The organism is Nocardia miyunensis NBRC 108239 (genome assembly GCF_001613065.1).
GTDB lineage: Bacteria > Actinomycetota > Actinomycetes > Mycobacteriales > Mycobacteriaceae > Nocardia > Nocardia miyunensis.
Genome location: NZ_BDBQ01000001.1, coordinates 153,314 through 175,892 on the forward strand (window position 1 = coordinate 153,314; position 22,579 = coordinate 175,892).

Annotated in this window: 20 protein-coding genes and 1 pseudogene; 5 read left to right on the plus strand and 16 right to left on the minus strand. The window is 66.9% G+C overall.

Annotation, left to right across the window (positions count from 1 at the left end; genetic code table 11):
• Positions 1–29: 29 nt before the first annotated feature.
• The gene (locus NM2_RS00675; RefSeq protein ID WP_084530341.1) at positions 30–662 is read left to right on the plus strand and encodes a TetR/AcrR family transcriptional regulator; all 633 of its coding nucleotides are present in this window, start codon (positions 30–32) and stop codon (positions 660–662) included.
• Positions 663–697: 35 nt separating this feature from the next.
• Here the strand turns inward: NM2_RS00675 and NM2_RS50805 are convergent, their stop codons facing one another.
• The 8 genes from NM2_RS50805 to NM2_RS00705 form a co-directional block, all read right to left on the minus strand.
• Positions 698–1,582, minus strand: a complete 885-nt coding sequence (locus NM2_RS50805; protein WP_218025814.1) for a transposase — start codon at positions 1,580–1,582, stop codon at positions 698–700.
• Positions 1,495–2,394 (minus strand): transposase, encoded by a 900-nt coding sequence (locus tag NM2_RS50810; protein ID WP_218025815.1) that lies wholly within the window; start codon positions 2,392–2,394, stop codon positions 1,495–1,497. The genes NM2_RS50805 and NM2_RS50810 overlap by 88 nt, the downstream gene beginning before the upstream one ends.
• A 77-nt stretch (positions 2,395–2,471) precedes the next feature.
• A complete protein-coding gene (locus NM2_RS47040) occupies positions 2,472–3,044 on the minus strand; it encodes an SDR family oxidoreductase (protein ID WP_084530396.1) in 573 nt (190 codons plus the stop codon).
• A 253-nt stretch (positions 3,045–3,297) separates the two neighbouring features.
• Positions 3,298–4,512 (minus strand): cytochrome P450, encoded by a 1,215-nt coding sequence (locus NM2_RS00685; protein ID WP_067662336.1) that lies wholly within the window; start codon positions 4,510–4,512, stop codon positions 3,298–3,300.
• A complete protein-coding gene (locus NM2_RS00690; RefSeq protein ID WP_084530342.1) occupies positions 4,509–5,744 on the minus strand; it encodes an NAD(P)-binding domain-containing protein in 1,236 nt (411 codons plus the stop codon). Before NM2_RS00690 ends, NM2_RS00685 begins: the two co-directional genes overlap by 4 nt.
• Positions 5,741–6,940, minus strand: coding sequence for an NAD(P)/FAD-dependent oxidoreductase (locus NM2_RS00695; RefSeq protein WP_067662339.1), 1,200 nt, complete (start codon positions 6,938–6,940; stop codon positions 5,741–5,743). The genes NM2_RS00690 and NM2_RS00695 overlap by 4 nt, the downstream gene beginning before the upstream one ends.
• Entirely contained in the window at positions 6,937–7,131 is a 195-nt protein-coding gene (locus NM2_RS00700; RefSeq protein ID WP_067662342.1) for a ferredoxin, read from the minus strand. The genes NM2_RS00695 and NM2_RS00700 overlap by 4 nt, the downstream gene beginning before the upstream one ends.
• A 143-nt stretch (positions 7,132–7,274) precedes the next feature.
• The gene (locus NM2_RS00705; protein WP_067662345.1) at positions 7,275–8,324 is read right to left on the minus strand and encodes a 2,3-butanediol dehydrogenase; all 1,050 of its coding nucleotides are present in this window, start codon (positions 8,322–8,324) and stop codon (positions 7,275–7,277) included.
• A 150-nt stretch (positions 8,325–8,474) separates the two neighbouring features.
• Between NM2_RS00705 and NM2_RS00710 the strand changes: the two genes are divergently transcribed.
• The gene (locus tag NM2_RS00710; RefSeq protein ID WP_218025817.1) at positions 8,475–9,158 is read left to right on the plus strand and encodes a TetR/AcrR family transcriptional regulator; all 684 of its coding nucleotides are present in this window, start codon (positions 8,475–8,477) and stop codon (positions 9,156–9,158) included.
• 24 nt (positions 9,159–9,182) lie between these two features.
• Here NM2_RS00710 and NM2_RS00715 read toward each other — a convergent pair whose 3' ends face one another.
• The 4 genes from NM2_RS00715 to NM2_RS00730 are packed head-to-tail and all read right to left on the minus strand — an operon-like array spanning position 9,183 to position 13,950.
• Complete coding sequence (locus NM2_RS00715; RefSeq protein WP_067662348.1) at positions 9,183–10,166, minus strand: zinc-binding dehydrogenase; 984 nt, start codon at positions 10,164–10,166, stop codon at positions 9,183–9,185.
• Between the two features lie 42 nt (positions 10,167–10,208).
• Positions 10,209–11,927, minus strand: a complete 1,719-nt coding sequence (locus tag NM2_RS00720; RefSeq protein WP_067662351.1) for a thiamine pyrophosphate-binding protein — start codon at positions 11,925–11,927, stop codon at positions 10,209–10,211.
• On the minus strand, positions 11,924–12,721 hold the full coding sequence (locus NM2_RS00725; RefSeq protein ID WP_067662354.1) for an SDR family NAD(P)-dependent oxidoreductase: 798 nt from the start codon (positions 12,719–12,721) through the stop codon (positions 11,924–11,926). The genes NM2_RS00720 and NM2_RS00725 overlap by 4 nt, the downstream gene beginning before the upstream one ends.
• Positions 12,718–13,950 carry a cytochrome P450 gene (locus NM2_RS00730; RefSeq protein ID WP_067662357.1) on the minus strand — a complete coding sequence of 411 codons (1,233 nt, stop codon included), beginning with the start codon at positions 13,948–13,950 and terminating at the stop codon, positions 12,718–12,720. Before NM2_RS00730 ends, NM2_RS00725 begins: the two co-directional genes overlap by 4 nt.
• Positions 13,951–14,158: 208 nt before the next feature.
• Between NM2_RS00730 and NM2_RS48620 the strand changes: the two genes are divergently transcribed.
• Together NM2_RS48620 and NM2_RS00735 are read left to right on the plus strand one after the other, a co-directional pair.
• Positions 14,159–14,413, plus strand: coding sequence for a hypothetical protein (locus tag NM2_RS48620; RefSeq protein WP_157120820.1), 255 nt, complete (start codon positions 14,159–14,161; stop codon positions 14,411–14,413).
• Between the two features lie 313 nt (positions 14,414–14,726).
• The gene (locus NM2_RS00735; protein ID WP_067662360.1) at positions 14,727–15,470 is read left to right on the plus strand and encodes an alpha/beta fold hydrolase; all 744 of its coding nucleotides are present in this window, start codon (positions 14,727–14,729) and stop codon (positions 15,468–15,470) included.
• Positions 15,471–15,683: 213 nt separating this feature from the next.
• Here NM2_RS00735 and NM2_RS00740 read toward each other — a convergent pair.
• Both NM2_RS00740 and NM2_RS00745 read right to left on the minus strand, forming a co-directional pair.
• Positions 15,684–16,590, minus strand: a pseudogene (locus tag NM2_RS00740) (alpha/beta hydrolase).
• A 125-nt stretch (positions 16,591–16,715) separates the two neighbouring features.
• Positions 16,716–17,288 carry a hypothetical protein gene (locus NM2_RS00745; RefSeq protein ID WP_245717767.1) on the minus strand — a complete coding sequence of 191 codons (573 nt, stop codon included), beginning with the start codon at positions 17,286–17,288 and terminating at the stop codon, positions 16,716–16,718.
• 177 nt (positions 17,289–17,465) lie between these two features.
• On the opposite strand from NM2_RS00745, the gene NM2_RS00750 reads away from it, so the two are divergent.
• Positions 17,466–18,995 (plus strand): aldehyde dehydrogenase family protein, encoded by a 1,530-nt coding sequence (locus NM2_RS00750; RefSeq protein WP_084530344.1) that lies wholly within the window; start codon positions 17,466–17,468, stop codon positions 18,993–18,995.
• 86 nt (positions 18,996–19,081) lie between these two features.
• Here NM2_RS00750 and NM2_RS00755 read toward each other — a convergent pair whose 3' ends face one another.
• Both NM2_RS00755 and NM2_RS00760 read right to left on the minus strand, forming a co-directional pair.
• The gene (locus NM2_RS00755; protein ID WP_067663223.1) at positions 19,082–19,792 is read right to left on the minus strand and encodes an ABC transporter ATP-binding protein; all 711 of its coding nucleotides are present in this window, start codon (positions 19,790–19,792) and stop codon (positions 19,082–19,084) included.
• The gene (locus NM2_RS00760; RefSeq protein WP_067662363.1) at positions 19,792–22,533 is read right to left on the minus strand and encodes a branched-chain amino acid ABC transporter permease/ATP-binding protein; all 2,742 of its coding nucleotides are present in this window, start codon (positions 22,531–22,533) and stop codon (positions 19,792–19,794) included. Before NM2_RS00760 ends, NM2_RS00755 begins: the two co-directional genes overlap by 1 nt.
• Positions 22,534–22,579: the final 46 nt, after the last annotated feature.

Sequence of the window (22,579 nt, forward strand, 5' to 3'; positions counted from 1 at the left end):
TGAGGTGCGCCTCTCGTAGGCTGGCAGCCATGGAACGCAGGCCAGGGCGCGACCGCCGGGCAGACCCGCGAGCGGTACGAAGCCGGGCCGCACTGTCGCGGGCGATCTTGGAGGTGGCGGCGGAACAGCCCATAGACCGGGTGACGATCACAGCGCTGTGCGAGCGAGCCGGCGTAACGCGCCGGACGTTCTACAACCACGCCGGATCACCTGTGGACCTGTTGAAGCAAGTCCTGACCACAGAGCTGGACGAGATCGGTGCACAGATGCGCGCCGAGAGCACCCGATCCGACATCGACCTCTCCGTGGCGGTACGGCACAGCCTCGGGGCGATACTCGAACACGCCCACCGTAATCGGTCGATCTACCGCGACGCGGCCACCGGCCGCCTACACCCAGAACTCTACGTGCTGCTCAGCGACCACTTCTTCGACGCGATCCGACACTCCATCCTGACCTCCGTGCGTCAGATCCCCGAAATCGATGGCGTCCGTGCGGGATCCGCACGCTACCCAGCGTCAGTAGAGCTACACGCCTCCTTCGTCGCCCACGCCTACGCCGGTGTCATCGAGCGCTCACTCGGCAATCCGGTGGCCTCCAACGACTTCGTACTCGACATCGTCCTCGCGACACTGCCCGACTGGATGCTCGACAAGCATTGAGCTTGACTCTGTCGGTGATCTTGTAAATCGCAAGATCAGCTGGTGACTGCCCGCCAGGACCGTAGTCGGGGAATTCCGTTGTGGTCCAGGTGGTTTTGGAAGGCCGTTGGCGGCCGGGCCGGGGATAGCTCGTCGGGTAGCAGTCCTACGCTGAGTCGTTCGACGTTCACGGCGATGGCGGTGAGCACGTGCTGGACGTGAGCTTTGCGATGGCCGTGGTAGCGGCATTGCCGCATGCCGTGCCCGTGCGCGAATTCGTTGACGGTGCCCTCGATTCCCGAACGCACCGCATACCTCCGCTGCCAGGCGGGGCTCTGCTGCTCGGCTCGGGCCTGGGCTTGCAGGTCGAGGAGTTTTCGCGGGGGAAATCCCACGTTCCGGGCGCTGTCGCGGGAGGTGGTGCACTGGTTGCGGACCAGGCACGGCTGGCACTGGGCTTTGGTGAATCGTGCCACGATCAGCGGGGCCGCGGTGGGCGATGACGTCGGGTAGGGGCCGTGCCAGCCTTTGCTGATCTGGCCTTGGGGGCAGGTCACCTGCTGGCGGTCGAAGTCGATGTGGAAGTCGTCTCTGCCGAAGCCCTGGTTCTCGCGGTGCTGGCGGGTGAGATTGCCCGGCAGCGGCCCGGTGACCGTGACTTGGTGTTCGCTGGCTGCCTGTGCCACGTGGACCAGGGAGGTGTAGCCGCCATCGACCAGGTGCTCGGCAGGAAGCAACCTGCGACGCTGCAGGCGGGTGTGGATTCCGGGAAGGGCCTGGGCATCGTTGGTGGTGGCCGGGGTGGTGGCCACGTCGGTGATCACGTTGGTGCCCTCGTCTGCACAGCTCTCGGTCAGGTGGACCAGAAACCCCTTCCACCTGGTGACCTGTCCCCGGCGCGCATAGCGGGCCTGGACATCGTAGGGAGAAATGATCGCCACGGACGACGGTGGCAGACCGCCACCGTCGGCGGTACGCCAGCGCAGGCGCCCCTTCTCGTCACGGTAATAGTTCTGCAGAACGATCTGCCGCAGAGCCTGGACCTGGGGGCCGGACAGGTAGTCCGGGCCGTGCCCTCGCAGATGCTCCAGCAGTCGGCAGGCGTCCTCACCGGCGGTGAGGATCCTGGTCTTGGGCCGGGTGGGATTCTTGCCAAGGCGCACCGGGCGGCCATACCGGCGCCCCACTCCTCATCGACCACATCGGTCACCATGTGCGGGGCGCAACGGGCGAGTTCTTCGAGTGCGGCGCGGACGGCCTCGGTGACCAGCTCGAGCCGGGTCAGGCCGCGCACCGCGGCCAGCACGTGGGTGGAGTCGGTGCGCTGGGTGGTGCGCTCGCGCACCAGTCCGGCATCGGTGAGCCGGGCCAGAGCAAGATCGAGCAGCCGGTCGGCGCGGCCGGGTTCGGCGAGCCGGTCACGGAAATCGCTGAGCACGCTGTGGTGGAAGCCAGGGTCGTCCAGCTCCAGGCCCAGGGCGTACTTGAAATCGATACGACAGCGGACGGCCTCGGCCGCCTGCCGATCGGACAGGTCCAGCACGTACTGCAGCACGCACACGGTGGCCAGCTGGGCCGGGGACAGACCGGGCCGCCCATCGCGCGGATACCAGTCGGCGAAATCCTTGTTGCTCCACAGACTTTCGAGCCGGTCGCGGATCCACATCGCCGTGGTACCGCGGGGATTACTGGCGCGGGCCACCCGCGCCGTAAGCGGCGGGACCGTCTTAGCCGGACCGGGTCCGAGTGACATTCACCTGTTCCTTCAAGGGACGCAGCAGTATTCGCGCCTCGAAGTGTTGCAGCCCGCCAGCCGCTACACACAGCGAATTACAAGATCACCGACAGAGTCAAGTTGAGCGCCTGCCGAGTTCCCCGACACCACCGACCGACGGCACACGTCGCTCCGGCCGATCTACCCACCGTGCCGGATGTCGGCGGCTCCGGATACCTCGGCCAACATCTCCGGCAGTGCGGCGCGATGAAAACCGTTGTACGGCTGGTTGTTCCGCACCGGCTGCAACTCCCACCAGCCCTGCCGCGCATTCGGTGCACCCCATCGACGCGGAGGCAGGATCCGGTGATGAAGCTCGCCGCGGACGACAGCAGGAAAACGATCGCGCTCGCCACTTCGGATTCGGTGCCGAACCGCTGCAAGGGAATACCAGTGACGACCTCGTTCTGGATGAACGAGGTGTCCTTGGCATAATAAGTGTCCGGACCGCTCGACGCGATCGCCCCCGGAGCTACCGCATTCACGCGGACACCCGTATTCATTAAGTGATAATATGTCCAACCGCCGCAGCCGGAACCCGCCGTCGTCCCAGCTACCCGACCAAGCTGGCCGAAACACTTGCGACGCAACGAATGTGAGGACCTCGGCCATGGCCTTGGTAGTGACATAAAGATGCAGTCGCGGAAATGCTCTACATCGATCCCGCAGACCTGTATCGACCGCGGAGCGTGCGCCGATGCGTGTCCGGTCGAGGCTATCTATGCGGAAGACGAGTTGCCCGGCGGCCTCGAGCGCTTCACAGGTACCAATGCCGTCTCGAACGCCATCCCCTCGACGCGAGGGCATTTTGACGACAGAGCGTCGAAAAGCCGGGTACCGCCCCTGTGGCGCCGGGAACGTCGCGCCGGCGCCACACCAGGCTCAGCGGGTGACCATGAGTTTGCGGACGCCGTAGTTGGTGCCGGTGAAGTCCATCGGGACCTCTTCGAGTGGGGTGGCCAGGCGCAGATTCGGGAAGCGCTGGAAGAGCTTGGGCAGGACCGTCTTCAATTCGGCGCGGGCGACGTTCTGGCCGAGGCAGGCATGGACGCCGTAGCCGAAGCCCATGTGGCGGACCATCTTACGGTCGATGTCGAGGGTGTCGGGATCCTGGAAGGCCCGCGGGTCACGGTTGGCGGCATTCATGGCAACAACGACCAGGTCGCCCTTCTTGATCTGAGCGTCACCGATCTCGAGATCTTCCTTGGCCACCCGGCCGAGGCCGAACTGGACGATGGTCAGGTAGCGCATCAGCTCCTCGACCGTGCTGCCGATCTTCTCCGGATGCTCGATCAGATCCTTGCGCTGCTGATCGTGGGTGAGCAAAGTGAGCGTGGACAGGCCCATCATGGCGGCCGTGGTGTCATGCCCGGCGAACAGCAGCAGCACACCCAAGCCGATCAGCTGGCGTTCGGTCAGCACCGCGTCCTCGCCCTCGGCCTTGTCGATCAGCTCCGCGAGAATGCCGTCGGTGGCACCGGTGCGGCGCTTGTCGGCGATCAGCGCGGTGATGTAGTCGATCAGCCAGTGAGCGCCCTTGTCGCGCACCTCACGAGGCTTGCCCATATCCATCAGATCCACGGTCGCTTCGTGGAAGCCGTCGCGATCCGCATAGGGAACTCCGAGCAGCTCGCAGATCACCAGGCACGGGATGGGCAACGACATGGCCTCGACGAAGTCGAAGGTCTCGGGGCCCTCGGCGATCGCGTCGAGGTGCTCGTCGACAATCTTGTCGATATAGGGCTGGAGCTTGGCCTGGACTGCCTTGGGGGTGAAGCGTGCGGTGAGCAACCGCCGATAGGCGCCGTGGTCGGGCTCGTCCATTTGGACGAATCCGGCGTCGAACGGCGAGTCCTCGCCGGCCTCGGCGACCTCGCCTTCGGGGGTGTCGTGCCGGGGGCGCAGCGCGGTCAGGCGGGGATCGGTGAAGACCTGGCTGCCTTCCTCGAACCGGGTGACCATCCAGCCGGTCAGGCCGTTGGGAAAGCGCACCTTGACGATCGGCTGGTCCTCGCGCAGCCGGGTGTACTCCGCGGGCGGGTCCAGGGGATTGCCGGGGTCACGGGTGACGGGTTGGTCGATGAGGTTCTCGGTCATTTCTGCTCCTTCGCGGTGTGGGAATCGATAGCGGCGGTGATGCCGGCATGTGTCGCGGTGGCTTTGCACCAGCCTGTGTAGGTGGCCAGGTGGAGCGCGGCCTCACGCAGCTGGTCGGGGGTCAGCTCACTGTTGACCAGGCCGCCGCCGGCGATTATCTGGATGAGTTCGGGACGGCCGACGGTGGCGGCGACGCCGAGAGTAAGCAGCCTGCGGTCCCGGACCGACAGGCCGGGCCGGGCCCAGACCTGAGCGAAAAGGTAGTCGACGGTCTGGTCCAGGAACGGGTCGCTGCTCCCCTGAACGCCCTCGCTGAACCCGGGACCGTAGACCTGGTCCATCATCTGAAGGCCGAATTCGTGCAGGTCCTCCGGCTCGGCCGGGGCCGTCTCCTGGTCCAGCTGCAGAGTCTGCCGGGCCCGGGTGTGGGCAACCTCGACCAACGGAACTTCGACACCGAGGGTGGCGGCCAGATCGCGGGCCGCTGCCAGATCCTTGGTCATCAGCGGCTCGATCTTGCGGCCCATCGCTTCGGGCAGGGCCCCGTCGGAATCCTGCGAGCGCAGCAGTTGAAGCAGAGTGCGCCCTTCAGGGTCGGCGGTGTCGATGACCTCGGCGAGCCGCGCGGTGTCCACACTCGCCGCGCGGGCCAGGGAAGCCGCCTCGGCAACGGTGCGCCAACTGCCGTAGGTGATGACATTGCGGGCGATCTTCGTGGCCATGCCGGCACCGACCGGGCCGCAATGCACGACCTTCTTGGCCCAATCGTCCAGCACCGGTCGCGCCGCATCCACGGTGGCCCGGTCACCGCCGATTATGGCGACCATACCGTTCTCGGCCGCCTTGTCGCCGGGAGTCACCCCGCAATCCAGGAAGCCGACGCCGCTAGCGGCGCACAAGGCGGCCAGCTCGTGCACGACCGGCAGCGCGACGGTGGCTTGCAGAACGATCGTCAGCGCCGGGTGGGCGGCGGACAGCAACCCGTTCTCGCCGCCGATGACCTCGCGAGCCTGGTCCGCGTTGACGACCGCGACCATCACCACGTCGCTTTCCTTGGCCACCTCCGCGGGTGAGCCCAGCGGGTCGGGGACGGCGGACAGATCCGCCGAGGCGTCCGGGCGGACGTCGTACACTGCCGGGACGCGACCGCGGCGGGCCAGGCTGACAGCTACCCCGCCACCGATCATGCCCAGACCGACCACACCGGCCCGGAGATTCATTTGGTTCGTCATGCCGCACTCGCTTCTTCGAAAGGGTTTGCTTCCGCGACCGCATTCCGGTAGGCGCGGGTCGCGCGGGGAAGGTTCACGCCGACGACGCCGCATACTCGGCCGTCCCTGCCGTAGAGCGCGACGAGCTTGCGATCGTCGAGACTGCCCTCGACGATCCGCATCTGGTCGGCGCCCCGAGTCCGGCCGTATATCTGAACCTTCAGATCGTACTGGTCGGACCAGACATACGGCACCGAGTCGAAGGCGGTCGCGCGGTCGGGCCCGGCGAGGATGTTGCGGGCGACAGCCAGGCCCTGCTCGGCGGCATTGGTTCGGTGCTCGATCCGCCTGCGCTCACCCGTGTGCGGGTGCGGCCAGGAGGCGACATCGCCGGCCGCCCACACCCCCGAACCGGCGTACAGGGTCGCGTCACACTCCACCCCGTTGCCGACCGGGACGCTACTGCCGGTGAGCCACTCCACATTCGGCTGAGCACCGATGCCGACCAGCACCGCGCCCGCGGCGATGATGCGGCCGTCGGCGAGACGGACTCCGTTGGCTCGCCGGCCGGCTGTAAGAACCTGGTCGACCAGGACACCGGTCTCGATGCGTACGCCGTGTTCACCGTGCACAGCGCCGAGCATGGCCCCCAACTCCTCCCCGAGGGCGTCGCTCATGGGCTGGACTGTGTCGGTGACGAGAGTGACCTCGCAGCCCAGGCCGCGGGCCACGGCGGCGGCCTCGGCGCCGACGAACCCACCACCGACCACCAGCAGGTGCGGTTTCGCGGCCAGATCCTCGCGCAGGGCGAGGGTGTCCTCCAGGGTGCGCAGGACATGCACTCCGGCGACGCCCTCGGTACCGCGCAGATGGCGGGCCCGGGTTCCGGTGGCCACCACCAGGGCGTCATAGCCGACCCGGCTGCCGTCGGCCAGGCTGATCTGGCCGGCGTCGGTATCCACGGCGACGGCCGCGCTGCCGAGTCGCAGATCCAGGTCGAGTGCCGTGATGGCCCTGGGGGCGCGCAGTAATAGGCGCTCGGTGTCCCACTCGCCGGCCAGCAGCTGCTTGGACAGCGGCGGCCGGTCGTAAGGGAGATGCTGTTCCTCGCCGATGAGGGTCAGCCGCCCGGTGTAGCCCGCGCGCCGCAATCCCTCCACGACGCTCAGACCGGCTGCCGACGCGCCCACGACGGCGATCCGCGACGGGGCGCTCATTCGTGGACCGTGATCGCGGCCGCTGGGCAGACCGCGGCGGCTTGGCGTACGTTCTCGTACTGTTCCGCGGCCGGGTTCTCCTCCAGCAGGACGACGATGCCGTCCTCATCGCGCTGATCGAAGACCTCGGGGGCGACCAGCACGCACTGGCCGGCACCGCAGCACCTGTCGAATTCGATATCAATTTTCACAGCAATACCTCCTGTCATGCCACTTCAAGGGCAGGTTGGACTGGCGACACGGGCGCCGAAGCTGGGCGTCCACATCGCCGCAATTAATTAACGGCGTTCACCCGGGGGAGGCTCACTGAACCGCGCCACCCGGTAGCGCCGCGTCAGGGGTGCACGAGGATCTTGACGTGGGCGTCACCATGGTTGAGCAGTTCCTCGTACCCCTGCTGCTGCGCATCCTCGAGGGAGACGCGGCTGGTAACCATGGCATCGGGCCGGATGCGGCCGTCACGGATGGCCTCGATGACGCCGGGGAAGTCCGGGGCGTTGTATCCGAAACTGCCGGTGTAGTTGATCTCGGTGGTCATCAAGGCGTTCGGGTCGAACTCGAGCGGACGCCCGGATGCCACGGTGATCGCGGTTCCCCCTTTAGCCAGGACACCCAGCAGCGCCTGGACGGCCGGATCGCCTGCGCCGGATGCCTCGAAGGAGGCGCGAACGCCCCCGGGGACGGCCTCGCGCACCTGGGCCACCACATCGTCGCGGGTCGGGTCGAAGACCGCGTCCGCCCCGAATTCCGCCGCGAGGCGTTTTCGAGCGGCGCTGACCTCACTGACGGCGACGAAGCCCGCGCCCTGCGCTTTGGCAGCCATCAACAGGCCGAGGCCGATCGGGCCGGCGCCGATGACAACAGCAGCGTCGCCGGGCCGGAGGCCTGAGCGGCGCACAGCGTGCCAGGCGACGGACAGCGGCTCGATGAGCGCGGCAGCCTCGGCAGAGATCCCCTCGGGCATCAGATGGACCCGATGACCGGGAACGACAACGTATTCGGACATCCCGCCGCCACCACCCATGATGCCGACGAATCCGAAATTCTCGCAGAGGTTGTACTCGCCGCGCAGACAGGCGGGACAGGTCCCGTCGGACATCAACGGCTCCACCGCGACCAGCGCGCCCACCGGCAGATTGCGGACGTCGTCCGCGACAGCGGTGATTCGGCCGGAGAATTCGTGGCCCTGCACATGCGGGCCGTGCTCGCCGAACAGCGGGTGGATGTAGTCGTCCGGGACCATCGGATGGGTGTAGTTGTGCAGGTCGGTGCCACAGATTCCGGCCCACTCGACCTTGATCTCGACGGCGCCCGGGCGCAGTTCGGGCTCGGGAACCTCCTCCAGGCGCAGATCCCTGGCGCCATGGAGCCGGAGTGCACGCATGTCAGCTCCTTCCGTGCGGTGGGGCGGTCTGCCCCGACGGATAGAACAGTACCATTTATGGCGTCCAGTGACAATAATGTCGCATAGAGTCATAAAAGGTAAACTGGAGATGTCGACGACAGCGAGGCACCAGACATGGACGATGGGTATGTGACGACAGCTGGGCACGCAGACATGGACGATGGCGACACCGCGCCCGCGACATCCGTTCGCGGACACCGTCCGGGGCCCGGTCGCCCACGGCTCAGCGAACGCCGTCGACGCGCGACCCAGTTGGAGATCGCCTACGAGGCGGTGCGCCTGTTCTCGCGCAAGGGCGTCGCGGCGACTTCCGCCGACGAGATCGCCGACGCTGCCGGCATGTCCACCCGGAGCCTGTGGCGCTACTTCCCGACCAAAGAACAGTGCGTCCAGCCACTACTCACCGCCGGCATCGAGGAACTGGTCACTCGCCTGCGCGAGTGGCCCAACGACCGGCCATTACTGGAGGCTCTGCACACGGGCGCGACCCGCATCTTCTCCGTCCCCGATGGACAAGAATCGCTGCGGGGACTGATCCGTCTGACGCGGACCGAGCCGGGACTGCGCGCGGTCTGGCTGCGGGGAAACGACGAGGCGACGCGAGAACTCATTCAGATCCTCGCCGCCCGTACCGGTCAGGACCCCGAGAGCCTGCCGATGGTGGTCCAGGGATCGGTGCTCAACGCCGCGCTGACCGCCGGGGTGGAGTACTGGGCCTGGAACGAATCCGAGGTGGCAGGCCAGCCCGCCGACGGGGCTATTCGCGAGGCCCTGCGCATCGTCGCCGGGGCGCTGACCGAGAATGTGGCCTGACCACCTGCGAACGAGGCGATCCGTTCAGGGGCGAACCAAGACTTTGCGCTGACCAGAGTTGGCTGACAGCGCTGCGAAGGCGTCGCCGATCCCGTCGAGCGTGACCCGGTCGGTGATGAACGGCGCCGGATCGATCTGCCCGCGCGCCAGCGCATCCAGGGCATGGGCGAACTCGCGACGGTGGTAGAACGCTACGAAACGCATCGTCAACTCCTTGAGCAGCGCGACAAGGGGCATGAACGGGTCGGGTTCCATGCACACGCCGGTAACGACGACCGTGCCGTGGGTTCGGGCGGCGGCCACGCACACGTCGATCATGCCGGGGATGCCGACGCACTCGAAGACGACATCGAAAGTACCGGGCAGCAATTGCGATGTGGGATCGATCGCGTCGGTGGCGCCGAACGCGCCCGCGGCCTCGCGGCGCGGCGACGCAAGATCGGACACCACGATCTCCCCCGCGCCGAGCAGCCGGGCCCACGACACAACGGCCAGGCCCACCGGCCCCGCGCCGATCACCGCCACGCGCGCGCCGGGTTCGAGCCGGGCGATATTGACGGCGTGCAGGCCGACCGCCAACGGCTCGACGAGTGCGGCGGCGTCATCGGCCGGCAGGTCCGGCACGTGGAATGCCTCCCGGCCGCTGACCCGGACGTACTGGGCGAAGGCGCCTGCACTCCCGCCGACGCCGATGAGATCGACTGTGTCGCACCGCGCCACGTCGCCGGTCAGGCATGCCGCGCATCGGCCGCACCCGATCACCGGGAGTGCTGTCGCGCGCTGCCCCTCCCGCCACTCCCCGGCGAGGTTGCGGCCGACGGCCGCAACCTCGCCGCAGAACTCATGGCCCATGATCGTCCCGCCGGGCAGGCTGTGCACGGCCTTCAGATCGCTGCCGCAGATGCCACACGCGGTCACCTGGAGCACCAGATCGTCGGATCCCACAGCGGGATCGGGTGTTTCGACGATCTGGAGGTTATGCGCGTCATCAACGACGGCCGCTTTCATCGGATCGGCTCCCCTGCTCGTTCGGCGGTGGCGGTCATCGAGTCACGCCTCCCCCGGCGGGATCGTCTCGTAGTAGGGAACCTGGGTGTGGCCCTCGGGCACCTGCTGCAGCATTTGCTGCATTACCGGGTGAACGATCTCGGGCGCGATGGCCAGGTCGAGCAACGCGGGTCCGCCCGTGGCCCGGGCGCGTCGCAGGGCGGCGCCGATCTCCTCGGGCTTGTCGATCCGCTCGCCGTAGAGGCCGAACGACTCGGCGATCCGGTCGTAGCGGGTATCGGGCAGGTCGACGAGCACGCGGGTCGCTTCGCCATAGAGCGATTGCTGCCCGTGCAGCGACATGCCCCAGCCCATGTTGTTGAACACGACCACGGTGATCGGTAGATGGTGCCGCACCATCGTGTCGAGCTCCTGGATGTGGAAGCCGATGGCGCCGTCGCCGCTCATGAGCACGACGCGGGCGCCGGGGCGAGCAGTGGCGGCGCCGATCGCCATGCCGGGCCCGACCCCGAGGCCGCCCATCGCGCCCAGACCGAACCACGAGCCGGCCCGGTGGCCGGTGGCGAACATCGATACCCAGCAGGCCACCTCGCCGCCGTCGAAGATGCCGACGCTCTCCACGTCCAGGGCGCCGGTGACTTCGCGCGCCGCGATCCACGGGTGTATGCGTCCGGAGACGGTGATCGGCTCGGCATCGGCGTACACCAGCTCGTGCGCTCCCCGCGCGGCTTTGGCGCGCATGTTCCACTCGGACCAGTCGCCCGCGATCTTCGCGGCGGACAGCCGCCGGACGAACTCCGTGGCGTCCGAACGGACCGCCAGATCGACCGATCCGACGCGGCCCGGCTCGATGCCGTCGACGTCGACCTGCACGACGGTGGCCGACGCGGGAATGGACGACGTCGTCCGGCCTCCCATCTCCACGCCCCGTCGCTTGCCGATCACCAGCACCAGGTCGGGTGCCTCGACCAGCAGCGGCAACGCGATCAGCTCACCGGGACCGCCGAGCAGGCACGGGTGCTCCGGGGGCAGCGTGCCCGGCGACCAGGACGCCGCGATGACCGGGATCGATGTCCGGTCGAGGAATCTCGTCAGCTCCTCGGTCATCCCCGGTGACGACGCTGCGCCGCCGCCGAGCACGATGACCGGGCGCTGTGCGGCGGCCAGCAATTCGACGGTGCGGTCGATGGCATGCACAGAAGGACTCGGCGGCTCGGGCGTATGTAAGGATGCCACGCTCACCGCCTCGTCCGCGACCGGCCGGAACATGATGTCGATGGGAAGCTCGAGCACCACCGGGCCGGGCACCCCGCACGTCGCGTGGCGGATGGCCAGAGCCACCAGATCCGGTACCCGTGACGCCGTCGTGACACGGTGGGCGAAGCGGGTAATCGGCGTGGCGGCCGCTATCTGGTCGATGGCGCCCTGCAGGACATTGAGCTCGGACTCCCGCAACGGCGGCGAGCTCGTCAGCACCAGCAGCGGAATGCGGTCAGCGTGCGCATTGGCGATGGCGGCGAGAATGTTGGTGAAACCGGGGCCCGCGGTGGCGAATGCCACGCCGAGCCCGCCGGTCACCCTGGCATAGCCCTCGGCGGCGTTGCCTGCGGCCGCCTCGTGCCGGGTGTCTACCAGCGTGATTCCCAACCGGACCATCTCGACCAGCATCGCGTCCAAGTGGCCGCCGTGAATCCCGAAGGCGTGGCGCACGCCCGCGGCGGCGAGAGTGCGTGCGACGAGTTCGCCGCCGTTGGTTGTCATGTCGTGTGCTCCTTGGGTTCACCGGCCGCGCCCGGAATCGAGGCGAAAAGGTTGGGGTAACGGTTGAGATGGCAGCCGCCGTCGATCAGTTGCAGCGTGCCGGTGATGAACGACGCGTCATCGGACACGAGGAAGGCGACCACGCCCGCGATCTCGCTGGGCTCGGACCATCGCCCGAGCGGCGCGTTGTCGAGGTGCTGGTCGACGAGCCCCGGCATCAGCCACATGGGATCGGTCAAGGTGGTTCTGACCAGTCCCGGGGCGATGGCGTTGACACGGACACCCGCCTCGCCGAGTTCGAGCGCGGTCACCTCGGTCAGCATCTTCACTCCGCCCTTCGCCGCGCAGTACGCCGCCATGCCGCGCCCAGCCTGCACGGCATTCAGGCTGGCCATGGCGACCAGCGACCCGCCGCCACGCACCGTGATAGCGCGGCCCGCGTGCTTGTAGGTCAGGAACACGCCCGTGAGGGAGATGTCGATGACGCGTTGCCAGTCCGACAGTTCGTGGTCGAGTACCTTGGTCGCCCACCCGACGCCCGCGTTGGCCACGCCGATGTCCAGCCCGCCGAAGCGGTCACCGGCCAGCCGCACCAGCGCTGCCTGGTCGGCCTCGCTCGTGACGTCGCATCGGGACACCGCGACACGCTCGCTGGCCAGCGATGCGAGCCCGTCCTCGTCGATGTCGCCGACCACCACGGAGGCGCCCTCCGCGACGAAACGCTCGACGATGGCGCGGCCGATGCCCGCGGCACCGCCGGTGACGAGCGCGACCTTCCCGCCGAGTCGACTCACGCGCTCCTCCTGCGCGCGACCAACCGCACCGGGAGTTCCTCGTGGCGGCGCACCATAAGGCTGTTGACCCACCTGGGCGCGTGATCCGGATCGAGGGTGATCCTGCAGGTGCGCTCGAGGAGAACGGTGAGCACGCTGCGCGCCTCGATGCGGGCCAGCGGAGCCCCGACGCAATGATGAATGCCGCGTCCGAACCCCAAATGCAGGCGCGCCGTGTGCCGATCGAGATCGAACTCGTCGGGGTGCTCGAACTTGGCCGGGTCACGGTTGCCGGCGCCCCACAACAGCAGGACGTTGGCACCGGCGGGGATGTCGACGCCGCCCAGCGTGGTATCGGCGATGAGGGAACGCATGTGATATCGGAACGGCGACTCGAGACGCAGCACCTCCTCCACGAACGCCGGAATACGGTTCGGGTTCCGGCGCAGATCTTCCTGAAGATCGGGATGCTCGGCCAGGATGCGCACCGCGTTGCCGAGCAGGCTCGTGGTGGACTCGCCGCCGGCGCTCAACAGGGTGTGCAGCATGCCCGTGGCCTCGAAGTTGCCGAACACTCCCCCGGTCACACCGCGGGCGACCGCGCCGAGAAGATTCTCGCCGGGCGTCTTCACGGCCGTGTCGAGCTGAGCGGCGAGCCACGTCTGAATCTCGCCCGTACGCGCAATAAGCTGCATCAACTCGTCGTAGGACAGCGTGCAACCCAGCATCGACGTGGAGTCGAACGCCGCGCACAACAGCTGATCCGGATCGCTGTCATGGAAGCCGATCAATCGGCTGATCATGGTGATCGGGACGACATTGCCGATCTCGGACATGAACTCGACGGTCTCGCTGTCCAGCGCCCTGGTCACGAGTTGATCGGCGATATCGAGAATGTCGGGTTCCAGTTCGTTCATGCGTCTGGAGACCAACTCGGGGAATACCGTCTTGCGGTGCACAGTGTGCAGGGGCGGATCGGCTGTCGCGAGCATCCCTACTCCGATGTCCCCGAATGACAGGCTGCGAGGCAGACCGGTGTCGTCGCGGTAGAGCAGACAGCGCAGGTTCGACGAGAAGTCCCCGACCCGACCGGCCGCTTCGGCCAACAGCTCATATGTGCTCACCGCGAACACTCCGGTGCCGGGAACCTCCCACACCGGAGCTTCGGCGCGAAGCCTGCCGTAGAAGGGATAGGGGTCATCGATCACCTCCGGATCGAGCAGCAACGTTCCGGCTAGTGCGCCGCTCATGCGACGTCTTCCTCACAGGCGACAATCTGCGAGGGCGACCGCCCCTCAGATTTAGAAGAAGACTTACATTTTCTGCAAGTGCTCCTGTACCCATAAGAGCATGAGAGTGATCTATGCCAGTGAATCGAACACACGTAATCCGAGTAGTCCATTGTCCAAAAGTAACTCTTGCAGTACCGTCCAGACAAGTGTCCATGTGATGCGGGTCATGACCGAGCCCTCCGAAGGGAGTCCGAGTGACCGAAGACGCGGCGCCGCCTACCAACTCGCGGCCGCTGTTTCTGCTGCGCCGGGATGCGAGGCGGCAGCGCTGGGCATGTCGGCGTCGTGGCACATCCTGATCCGCGACCTCATGTCGCGCTCGTGGATTCCGGTCTCCGTCGGCTTCATCGGAGCCGGAACGGGCGTGTCGACCGTGTGCGGCCCGTTGTTCAGCGGTGCACTGACCGAACACTACAGCTGACGGTCGAGTACACGATTGCCGCTCACGTCCAATGAGAAGAAGACTTTCGGATCTTGCACATCGACCTATCCGAAATGCGCAAGGCGGCATACTATACTTGTGTCCGTCCACATGAGCGGACAGATGTCCATTTCAGGTGGACGTGGAGGGTTTCCCCGGACCACCTTCGTGCGCGGGGAGCCCGCTCTGCACGCCAGTCGTATCAGGAGACATTCACGTGCGAAATCCCCCAGCAGCGCAACGGTCGATCATCCTCCGCTACGGCCGATCAGCCGGAGCGGCGGTCCTACCAAATGATTAGGAAAACAGGTCGATGATCGTATTTGTGCATGGTGTGCCCGAGACCGCCGCCATATGGGACGAGATCCGCGCGAAGATCGCACGCCCGTCGGTCGCTGTCGCTCTTCCCGGTTTCGCGTGCTCGCGACCGGCGGGTTTCGGTGGGACGAAGGATGACTACGTGTTGTGGCTTGTTGCGGAGATCGACCGTGTCGCCGCAGGTGAGCGTGTCGATCTCGTTGGCCACGACTGGGGGGCGCAACTGACATACCGGGTCGCCACTGCGTACGGTGATCGGCTGCGGTCGTGGGTAGCGGATGTGGGCAACTCTGTCCATCCGGACTTCGTCTGGCACGACTTCGCCCGGGTGATGCAGACACCTGGAGAAGGGGAGGAGTTGATGGCCGCCTATCTGGCGACGTCGGCGACCGATCGTGTGGCGGTCTTCGAATCCATGGGAGTGCCGAGTGATTGCGCTCGTCGGATGGCGGAAGCTGCCGACGAGCAGATGGCTGCGAGCATGCTTGGTCTCTACCGGTCGGCTGTCCCCAATCCGTATGCCGATTGGGGTCCCTTGTCGCCGACCATGTCACCCGGATTGATCATCGACCCGGTTGATGACGCGTTCAGCGAGGAGCGCCTGGTCCGCGAGGTCGCCACGATCCTCGGCGCACGGTTCGAACGATTCGAAGGCGCGGGCCACTTCTGGGCTTACCAAGCGTCGGACAAGGCCGCAGCCCTACTGGAGAAATTCTGGTCATCGCTGGACAACCGGTAGCCATCGCGCCCACCGCGTCTGGTCGAGCAATACGCCCGCGTCGGCTTCTCATGCCCCGTTGCTGTCTGGAGCCGACGCGATGGCCTATGCCGTGACTCCCCACAACCGGATGGTCCGCGCGCAGCAGGTGTGCGGACCACTCACGATCCGCCTCGGTGGATCCGGGCCGAGAGGGGCCGATCGATAGCCGGATCATCAGGTCCAGCCTCTGACTCATTCGCCGTAGGCGGCACGCAGGCTGTCGCATTGGTCGTCGAAGAACGACCGCGAAATCGGTGCGCCGGGCAGGATTTCGTCGAAGCCGTGGAACGCGCCCGGCACGACGACCGTCTGGCATGCCACGCCTGCGTTAGTGAGATGCAGTGCGTAGGCGAGATCTTCGTCGTGGAACAGGTCCAGGGTTCCCACTCCGATCCAGGCCGGGGCCACACCAGCCAGGTCGGCGCGGCGAGCGGGGACCGCCAGCGCCGGATCGGCGTCGCCCAGATAAGCGGACCAGCCGAAACGGTTGGCGGCCCGGTTCCACAACCGGAAGAACCGATCGTCGGGATGAGCATTCACGCCGGACCGATCGTCGAGCATCGGGTACACGAGTAACTGCAGGACCGGCGCCACCACGCCACGATCGCGGGCCATCAGCGCCAGCGCCGCAGCCAGCCCGCCGCCCGCGCTGGCGCCGCCGATCGCGACCCGCGCCGGGTCGACGTCGACTCGGCTCACCAACCGGCACAGGGCGCTATAGCAGTCCTCGACCGCCGCTGGGTACGGATGCTCCGGAGCCAGGCGGATAGTCCACGGCCGCGACGACGATCCCGAGCCGCGCGGCGAAACGCGCACACAAGGCATCGTCCTGCTGTGCCTGCCCGATCACGTATCCACCGCCGTGGATCCACAGCAGTGCCGGGGATTTCTCACGCTGGTTCGCGGGCCGATGCACCCGGATCCGGACGCCCGGCCCGAGGTCCACAACCTCTACATCACCGCGATCGCGGCGAGCGGTCAGCGCGATCGAGCGCCGGATCGGCCGCACCGTCGCCGGAGCGACGGCCTGTCGTGGCAACAGCAGTGCGGCCAGGCGCAGGTCGGGATGAAACGGATCCTCCGGTAAGGACCTGTTCATCGTTCCCGCGACCGACCGCAGCGCCCCCGTGAGCCCTTGCCCCCGCGGGCTGAGGTATCGAATCATACTGTGCTGCACCGTACTACGAAGCCGTGCGGCGCTGCGCCCGAATACGAACCGTACTGTCATGAGGCTTTCGGCGCTTCCGGCATCCGTAGTTCGCTGGTTCGGAATATCTCGACGGTTCCCGCCGTATCGCCGGGAGCCGCTGCCGCCGCCAGCGCCTCGGCCTTGAACGCCTGCGCAGCAGCGCTGGAGCGGTATTGCCTCGATGCCAGCCGGCCATCGACCTCGGCAGGGAACCCGTCACCCCACAGAATGACGGTGGTACCGCCCTCGTCGAGGATTTCGTTCAGCGTCCGCCGTATCTCCGGGTCCATCGCATAGAGACTTGCGGCGACTGCCAGCGCCTGAGGTCTCGGCCGACGCACGGAGGCGGCCATCGCCGCACAAGCGTCGACAGCGCAGACCCCGAGGATGTGCAACGGCCGGGAATCAGCGGGATCCGAGACCAGCGCGGCGGTATCCCACCCTGCCATCGCCTGGTCGAAGAGCCAGGCTCCCACATACCGCACGACCTCGACCACTTTCGGGGCGACCACGACCAACCGATGCCGCTGAAGTGTCCATTGTGGGGCGGCCGCCAGCTGCCGCCGGCGCACGCGTCCGTCGATGCGCCCGATAGATCGAACAGTCATGGAGTCTCCATCCAAAAAAAGAGAAGTGCATTCCAATACAAAGATATCCCGCATCACGCAAAATGTTGATAGAACTCACCAGAGTTCGACATAGGACGCTACGGTCGGCCGCAATAGCAAGCTCCAGCTACCAGCCGGGAGCTCTGCGGCCCCGCGCATCACGGAGGTATCGGCGCAGTGGGAAACCAGTGGAGCTACGACAGCATGTTCATCGACGGGACATGGACGTCCGAGGGGGCGGAGGGAGTCATCGAAGTCATCGATCCCGCGACGGAGGGCATCATCGGAACCGTCCCCGACGCCGGGCTCAAGGCCGCCGACGCCGCGATCCAAGCCGCTCGGCGGGCCTTCGACAGCGGGCCGTGGCCGCGCACCTCGGTGCGCGAACGAGCCGCAGTACTTCGCCGCTTCGCAGCGATCCTCGATGAGCGTCATGATGCGCTGAAGGAGCTCGTGGTGGCCGAGTCGGGTTCGGTCGGGTTCCTCGCCGATATGATCCAGGTTCGCGGCACGATCAACATCGCCCAGTGGATCGGTGAGGCGATGGAACGTGCGGTGCAATGGACGGAGACCTCCCCGCCGGTCGGCGGCCCGACCGGGATGGCCGGGTATGCGGTCGTGCGCGAGCCGGTGGGCGTGGTCGCGGCGATCACGCCATTCAACTTCCCGTTCTTCCTCAATATCGTGAAGGTGCTGCCCGCCCTTGCCGCCGGCTGCACGGTGGTGCTCAAACCCCATCAGTGGACCCCGCTCGATGCGTACGAGATCGCGAAGGCGGCCCAGGACGCCGAGCTGCCCGCCGGTGTCCTCAATGTCATCAGCGGCGGCGCGGAGATCGGGGCCGAGATGACCAGTCACCCGATGGTCGACATGGTGACATTCACCGGGTCGACGCCCACGGGACGCGCGATCATGGCCGCCGCCGCTCCGACGGTCAAGCGGCTGCAACTGGAGCTCGGCGGCAAAAGTGCCTCGATCGTTCTGGACGATGTGCCGGAAGAGCACGTCGCCGACATGGGGATGCTGACCTCGATGATCCACGCGGGGCAGGGCTGCGCGTTGAACACCCGGCTGCTGCTGCCCGCCCACCTGCTCGACGCCTATGTCGAGGGAGCGAGGAAGTCGCTGACGTGGCTGAAAGTCGGCGATCCCAGAGAGCCCGACTCGCTGATCGGGCCGCTCATTCGCGAGCAACAGCGGCTGCGCGTGGAGGATTATGTCCGAGCCGGGATCGCCGAGGGCGCCGAGCTGGTCTTCGGCGGCAAACGGCCCGCGCATCTGGCGAAGGGGTTCTTCTACGAGCCGACGTTGTTCATCAACGCCCGCAACGATATGCGCATCGCCCAGGAGGAGATCTTCGGTCCGGTGCTCACAGTCATCACCTACCACACCGAGGAGGAGGCGATCGCCATCGCCAACGATTCGATCTACGGCCTCGGCGGCGGAGTGGTCACCGGCAACACCGCCCGTGGATTCAACGTTGCCCGCCAGATACGCGCCGGCAACGTGCAAGTTCAAACTGTAGACACCGCGGTGAGCAATTACGAGCGGATCGGCGGCGCGGGGCCGGGCTGGTCTGCGGAGGAGCCGACCGGCGTGGGAATCACCGGTGTTTTCGGAGGATTCAAGCAAAGCGGCGTCGGCCGCGAATGGGGCCATCACGGCATCGAGGAATTCACCCAGCTCAAAACGCTGACCTGGGGCTGAGTTATCACGCGGTCGAGGACGAGGGAGCGGTCCTCGACCGCGTTGTGCCGTGCACTGCGCTTCGCCTTCGAACCAGCCTTCCCGGCTCACCCATGTTGTGCACCGAGATAGCTGCGGCGCAGTAGATTCGGGTCCGCCGCGAGTTCGGCCGCCGTACCTCGCAGTGTCACGGCTCCGTGCGTCAGCACAACCGCACGATCGGCCACCTCGAGCGAAAGTGTGACGTGCTGCTCGACCAATACGACAGCCACGCCGGATTCGGTCGCGATGCGGCGTAGACCACGCAGCAGTGATTCGACGACCGTGGGTGCCAGCCCCATGCTCATCTCGTCGAGCAGCAGAACCTTCGGCCGTTGGATGAGCGCACGTCCTACGGCAAGCATCTGCTGCTCGCCACCGGACAACATGCCCGCCTTGACGTCGAGGCGCTCGCGCAGTGCGGGAAAGTGCGTCAGCACCTCCTGGATGTCCATCCCGCCCCGGCGGCGCGCGAGTTGCAGATTCTCCAGGCTCGTCAGGGTCGTGAAAAGGGCCCGATCGTCGGGAACGAGGACCATGCCGAGCCTGCTCACCGTGGTCGGCCGCCCGCCGTGCAGGGCACGGCCCAGCAGCGAGACCTCGCCGCCGAGCCGGGGGATCAGGCCCGCCAGGGACAGCAGGACCGTCGTCTTCCCGGCGCCGTTGGGTCCGAGCAGCGCGACGACCTCGCCCGCACCGACATCGAGGTCGAAATCTCGCACCACGGAGTGGCCCGCATAGCCGGCATCCAGCCCGCGGCAATCCAGGACGGTGTTCATCACGCCTCCAACGGGGTGGCTGCCGGGGACGCAGAGCGGTGTGGACCACCCAGGTAGGCATCGGTGACTCGGGCGTCGGCGCGAATGTCGTCCGCCGATCCGGAGGCGATCACGGCACCGAAGTCCAGTACGTATATCGGGTGGCAGAGGTTGAGTATCAGATCCATGTCGTGGTCGACGAGCAGAATGGTCAAGCCGGTGTCGCGGAGTGCGGCCAGGCGTTCGGCGAGCCATGCGCTCTCGGTACTGTCGAGGCCCGCCGCGGGCTCGTCCAGCAGGACCAGCGACGGGCGACCGGCGACACAGCGGGCGACCGATACCAGCTGTCTTTGCCCTTGGGATAATTCGGCTACGGGGCGGTGGCGTACCTCGTCCAGCCCGAGCAGCCCGAAGAGATCATCCAAGCTCCGGCGCGACCGGTCGCCGACCCGGATGTTCTCCTCCGCAGTCAGGTCCTCATAGAGTTCGATGCCCTGAAATGTTCGTCCGAGCCCGTGCCGGACACGCCGGTGCGGCGCGAGACCGGCGAGCGGCTTGCCTGCCAAGGTGATATGACCGCGCATCGGGGTGAAACCACTGATCGCATCCATGAGCGTCGTCTTCCCCGCACCATTGGGACCGATCAGACCGACGATGGCGCCGGAGTGGACCTCGAGGTCGACATTGTCGACGGCCGTCACGCCGCCGTAGGTGACGGTCGCACCTTTGACGCTCAGCAAAGTTCGGCGGTCGTCTGCCCGGGTCGGTTCCCCGCGCGCGAGAATCGAAACGGAGCCCTTGTCCGGCCTGTGCGCACCGGTACCGGCGCGCATGACGAATCCGCTGTGCCAGCGCTCACCGAGCCGATGAATTCCGCGGGCCAGCCCCTCCGGGTTGAGGATGACCGTCAGGATCAGGGCGAGACCGGTCAGGACGTCGTACCACGAGCCGAGATCGACAGCCTTGTTCAGCAGGACCGACGGCAGGCCGCCTGCCGCGAGGATTCCGGCCAGGATGCCGCCGGACACCGAGGTCATGCCGGCCAGATACACCACCGCGAACAGGCCGACACCACCGATGGCGGTGAACGTGGGAGCCGACACGATCGTCTGCTGGTAGGCCAGCAGGCTCCCGCCCAGCCCCGCGATGAACGCGCCGATGCCGAAAGCGAGCAGCTTCACCAGGCGGACATCGATACCCGCGGCCGCTGCCGACCTCTCGTTCGCACGCACGGCGAGCATGGCGCCGCCCAGCCTGCTGCGCCGGAGAACGGCGACCCCAACCGCCACCGCGACCAGCACGGCGACACACAGCACTCCGAACGCGACCCGCTGCACACCCACCCCGACACCGAGATCGACACCGAACAGCCACGGTTGTTCGATTCGCGCGCCGCCGACACCTCCGTTGAGGGCGGAATTGTCGAACCAGAAGGCCTCGAGAGCGACGGCCAGCGCCAGTGAGACCACTGCCACCCCCATCCCCCGGGCTCGCAGTGTCGCCAGACCTATGACAACGCCCAGTACCATCGTCGCCAGCGCGGCCAGCAGCGGCGCCACCGGAAAGGGCAGGTGCCACGACGTCGTCAGACCGCTGAGAAAATATGCCCCGGCACCGGCGAGTGTCAGCTGGGCGAGCGAGATCTGCCCGGTGTAGCCGGTGACGACGACCATCGACAACGAGATGACACCGATGATCACGCTGGTAATCAGGGCGGCCCGGTATTGGCCCTGAACGGCCGGGATGAGCACCACGGCGACGGCGCCGAAGATGACGGCCGGGACCGCGATCGTCCGTGGGCGTGGCGCCCGCCCGAGCGAATGCGTGATCAACATTCCGCGGGTGGGCATCGCGCGTCCGCGCACGATCAGCAGGAAGAAGATCAATACCAGTGGTATCAGCTCCGGCAATCCGGTTTGCGGGAGGCCGGGGTGATCAACCTGCAGGAAGGTGACCTCGGACTGAACCATGCCGATCACCAGCCCGCCCACCACGGCCGGGACGATGGCGCTGAACTGTCCGACCAGTGCCGCAGCAAGCGCCGGAACGATGAACAGCGTGTAGGCCACCGGCCGAAGCGGCACGATCGGCGCGATCAGAATCCCCGCCCCTCCGGCGATCAATGAACTCAGCGCCCAGTTCGCCAGCGCGATCCGGTTGGGCGACAGGCCCGTCACCACAGCACCCTCCTCGGTCTCGGCGGCAGCGCGGGTAGCCAGCCCGAATCGGGTGTACCGCATGGCAAGAACCAGAACCAGGGCGAGAACCAGGACTGTTGCCGCCATATAAAGGCGATCGCGTTGGACCAGAGCACCGCCGATCCGAACCGGACTGGCCGGAAAAATCGCGGCGACGCCGATAACCTGACTGCCCAGCCGCTGCGCTATCGCGCCCTGAATCATCACCATGAGTCCGACGGCGGCCACCGCACGCGCCGCCGCAGGAGCCTGCCGCAGCGGCCGGAAGATCAGCAGGTAGCTCGCTATCCCGAGCGCCACCGCTGCTGCCAGCGCAATCGCCAACGCGGGTGCAACCTCCAGGTCGGCACCCAAGTCGACAGTGCTGGGCGGTCCGGGGATCGGAATGAACAGCTGCCCGTGGCGCAGGAATGCGTAGGTGTACGCCGAATACAGAGCCACCGCGCCGGTAGCGAAATTGAGGACGCCCGAGCTTCGGTATGTCAGCACCAGGGCCAGCGCGAGAGCCGCGAACACCGCCCCATTGCCGAGCCCGAGCAGCAGATGCGCCGCGACCTGCGTCATGTTCCCACCTTCGGTGTATCCACTTCTCGCCGTGGCGACTCACCAC

Bases quoted from the DNA above. Each gene is read 5' to 3' on its own strand.
- NM2_RS00715 (WP_067662348.1), bottom strand. From the start codon at position 10,166: ATGAAAGCGGCCGTCGTTGATGACGCGCATAACCTCCAGATCGTCGAA.
- NM2_RS48620 (WP_157120820.1), top strand. From the start codon at position 14,159: ATGACCGAGCCCTCCGAAGGGAGTCCGAGTGACCGAAGACGCGGCGCC.
- NM2_RS00730 (WP_067662357.1), bottom strand. From the start codon at position 13,950: ATGAGCGGCGCACTAGCCGGAACGTTGCTGCTCGATCCGGAGGTGATC.
- NM2_RS00755 (WP_067663223.1), bottom strand. From the start codon at position 19,792: ATGAACACCGTCCTGGATTGCCGCGGGCTGGATGCCGGCTATGCGGGC.
- NM2_RS00685 (WP_067662336.1), bottom strand. From the start codon at position 4,512: ATGACCGAGAACCTCATCGACCAACCCGTCACCCGTGACCCCGGCAAT.
- NM2_RS00760 (WP_067662363.1), bottom strand. From the start codon at position 22,533: ATGACGCAGGTCGCGGCGCATCTGCTGCTCGGGCTCGGCAATGGGGCG.
- NM2_RS50810 (WP_218025815.1), bottom strand. From the start codon at position 2,394: ATGTCACTCGGACCCGGTCCGGCTAAGACGGTCCCGCCGCTTACGGCG.
- NM2_RS00745 (WP_245717767.1), bottom strand. From the start codon at position 17,288: ATGACTGTTCGATCTATCGGGCGCATCGACGGACGCGTGCGCCGGCGG.
- NM2_RS00695 (WP_067662339.1), bottom strand. From the start codon at position 6,940: ATGAGCGCCCCGTCGCGGATCGCCGTCGTGGGCGCGTCGGCAGCCGGT.
- NM2_RS47040 (WP_084530396.1), bottom strand. From the start codon at position 3,044: ATGTCACTACCAAGGCCATGGCCGAGGTCCTCACATTCGTTGCGTCGC.
- NM2_RS00675 (WP_084530341.1), top strand. From the start codon at position 30: ATGGAACGCAGGCCAGGGCGCGACCGCCGGGCAGACCCGCGAGCGGTA.
- NM2_RS00690 (WP_084530342.1), bottom strand. From the start codon at position 5,744: ATGACGAACCAAATGAATCTCCGGGCCGGTGTGGTCGGTCTGGGCATG.
- NM2_RS00705 (WP_067662345.1), bottom strand. From the start codon at position 8,324: ATGCGTGCACTCCGGCTCCATGGCGCCAGGGATCTGCGCCTGGAGGAG.
- NM2_RS00735 (WP_067662360.1), top strand. From the start codon at position 14,727: ATGATCGTATTTGTGCATGGTGTGCCCGAGACCGCCGCCATATGGGAC.
- NM2_RS00720 (WP_067662351.1), bottom strand. From the start codon at position 11,927: ATGACAACCAACGGCGGCGAACTCGTCGCACGCACTCTCGCCGCCGCG.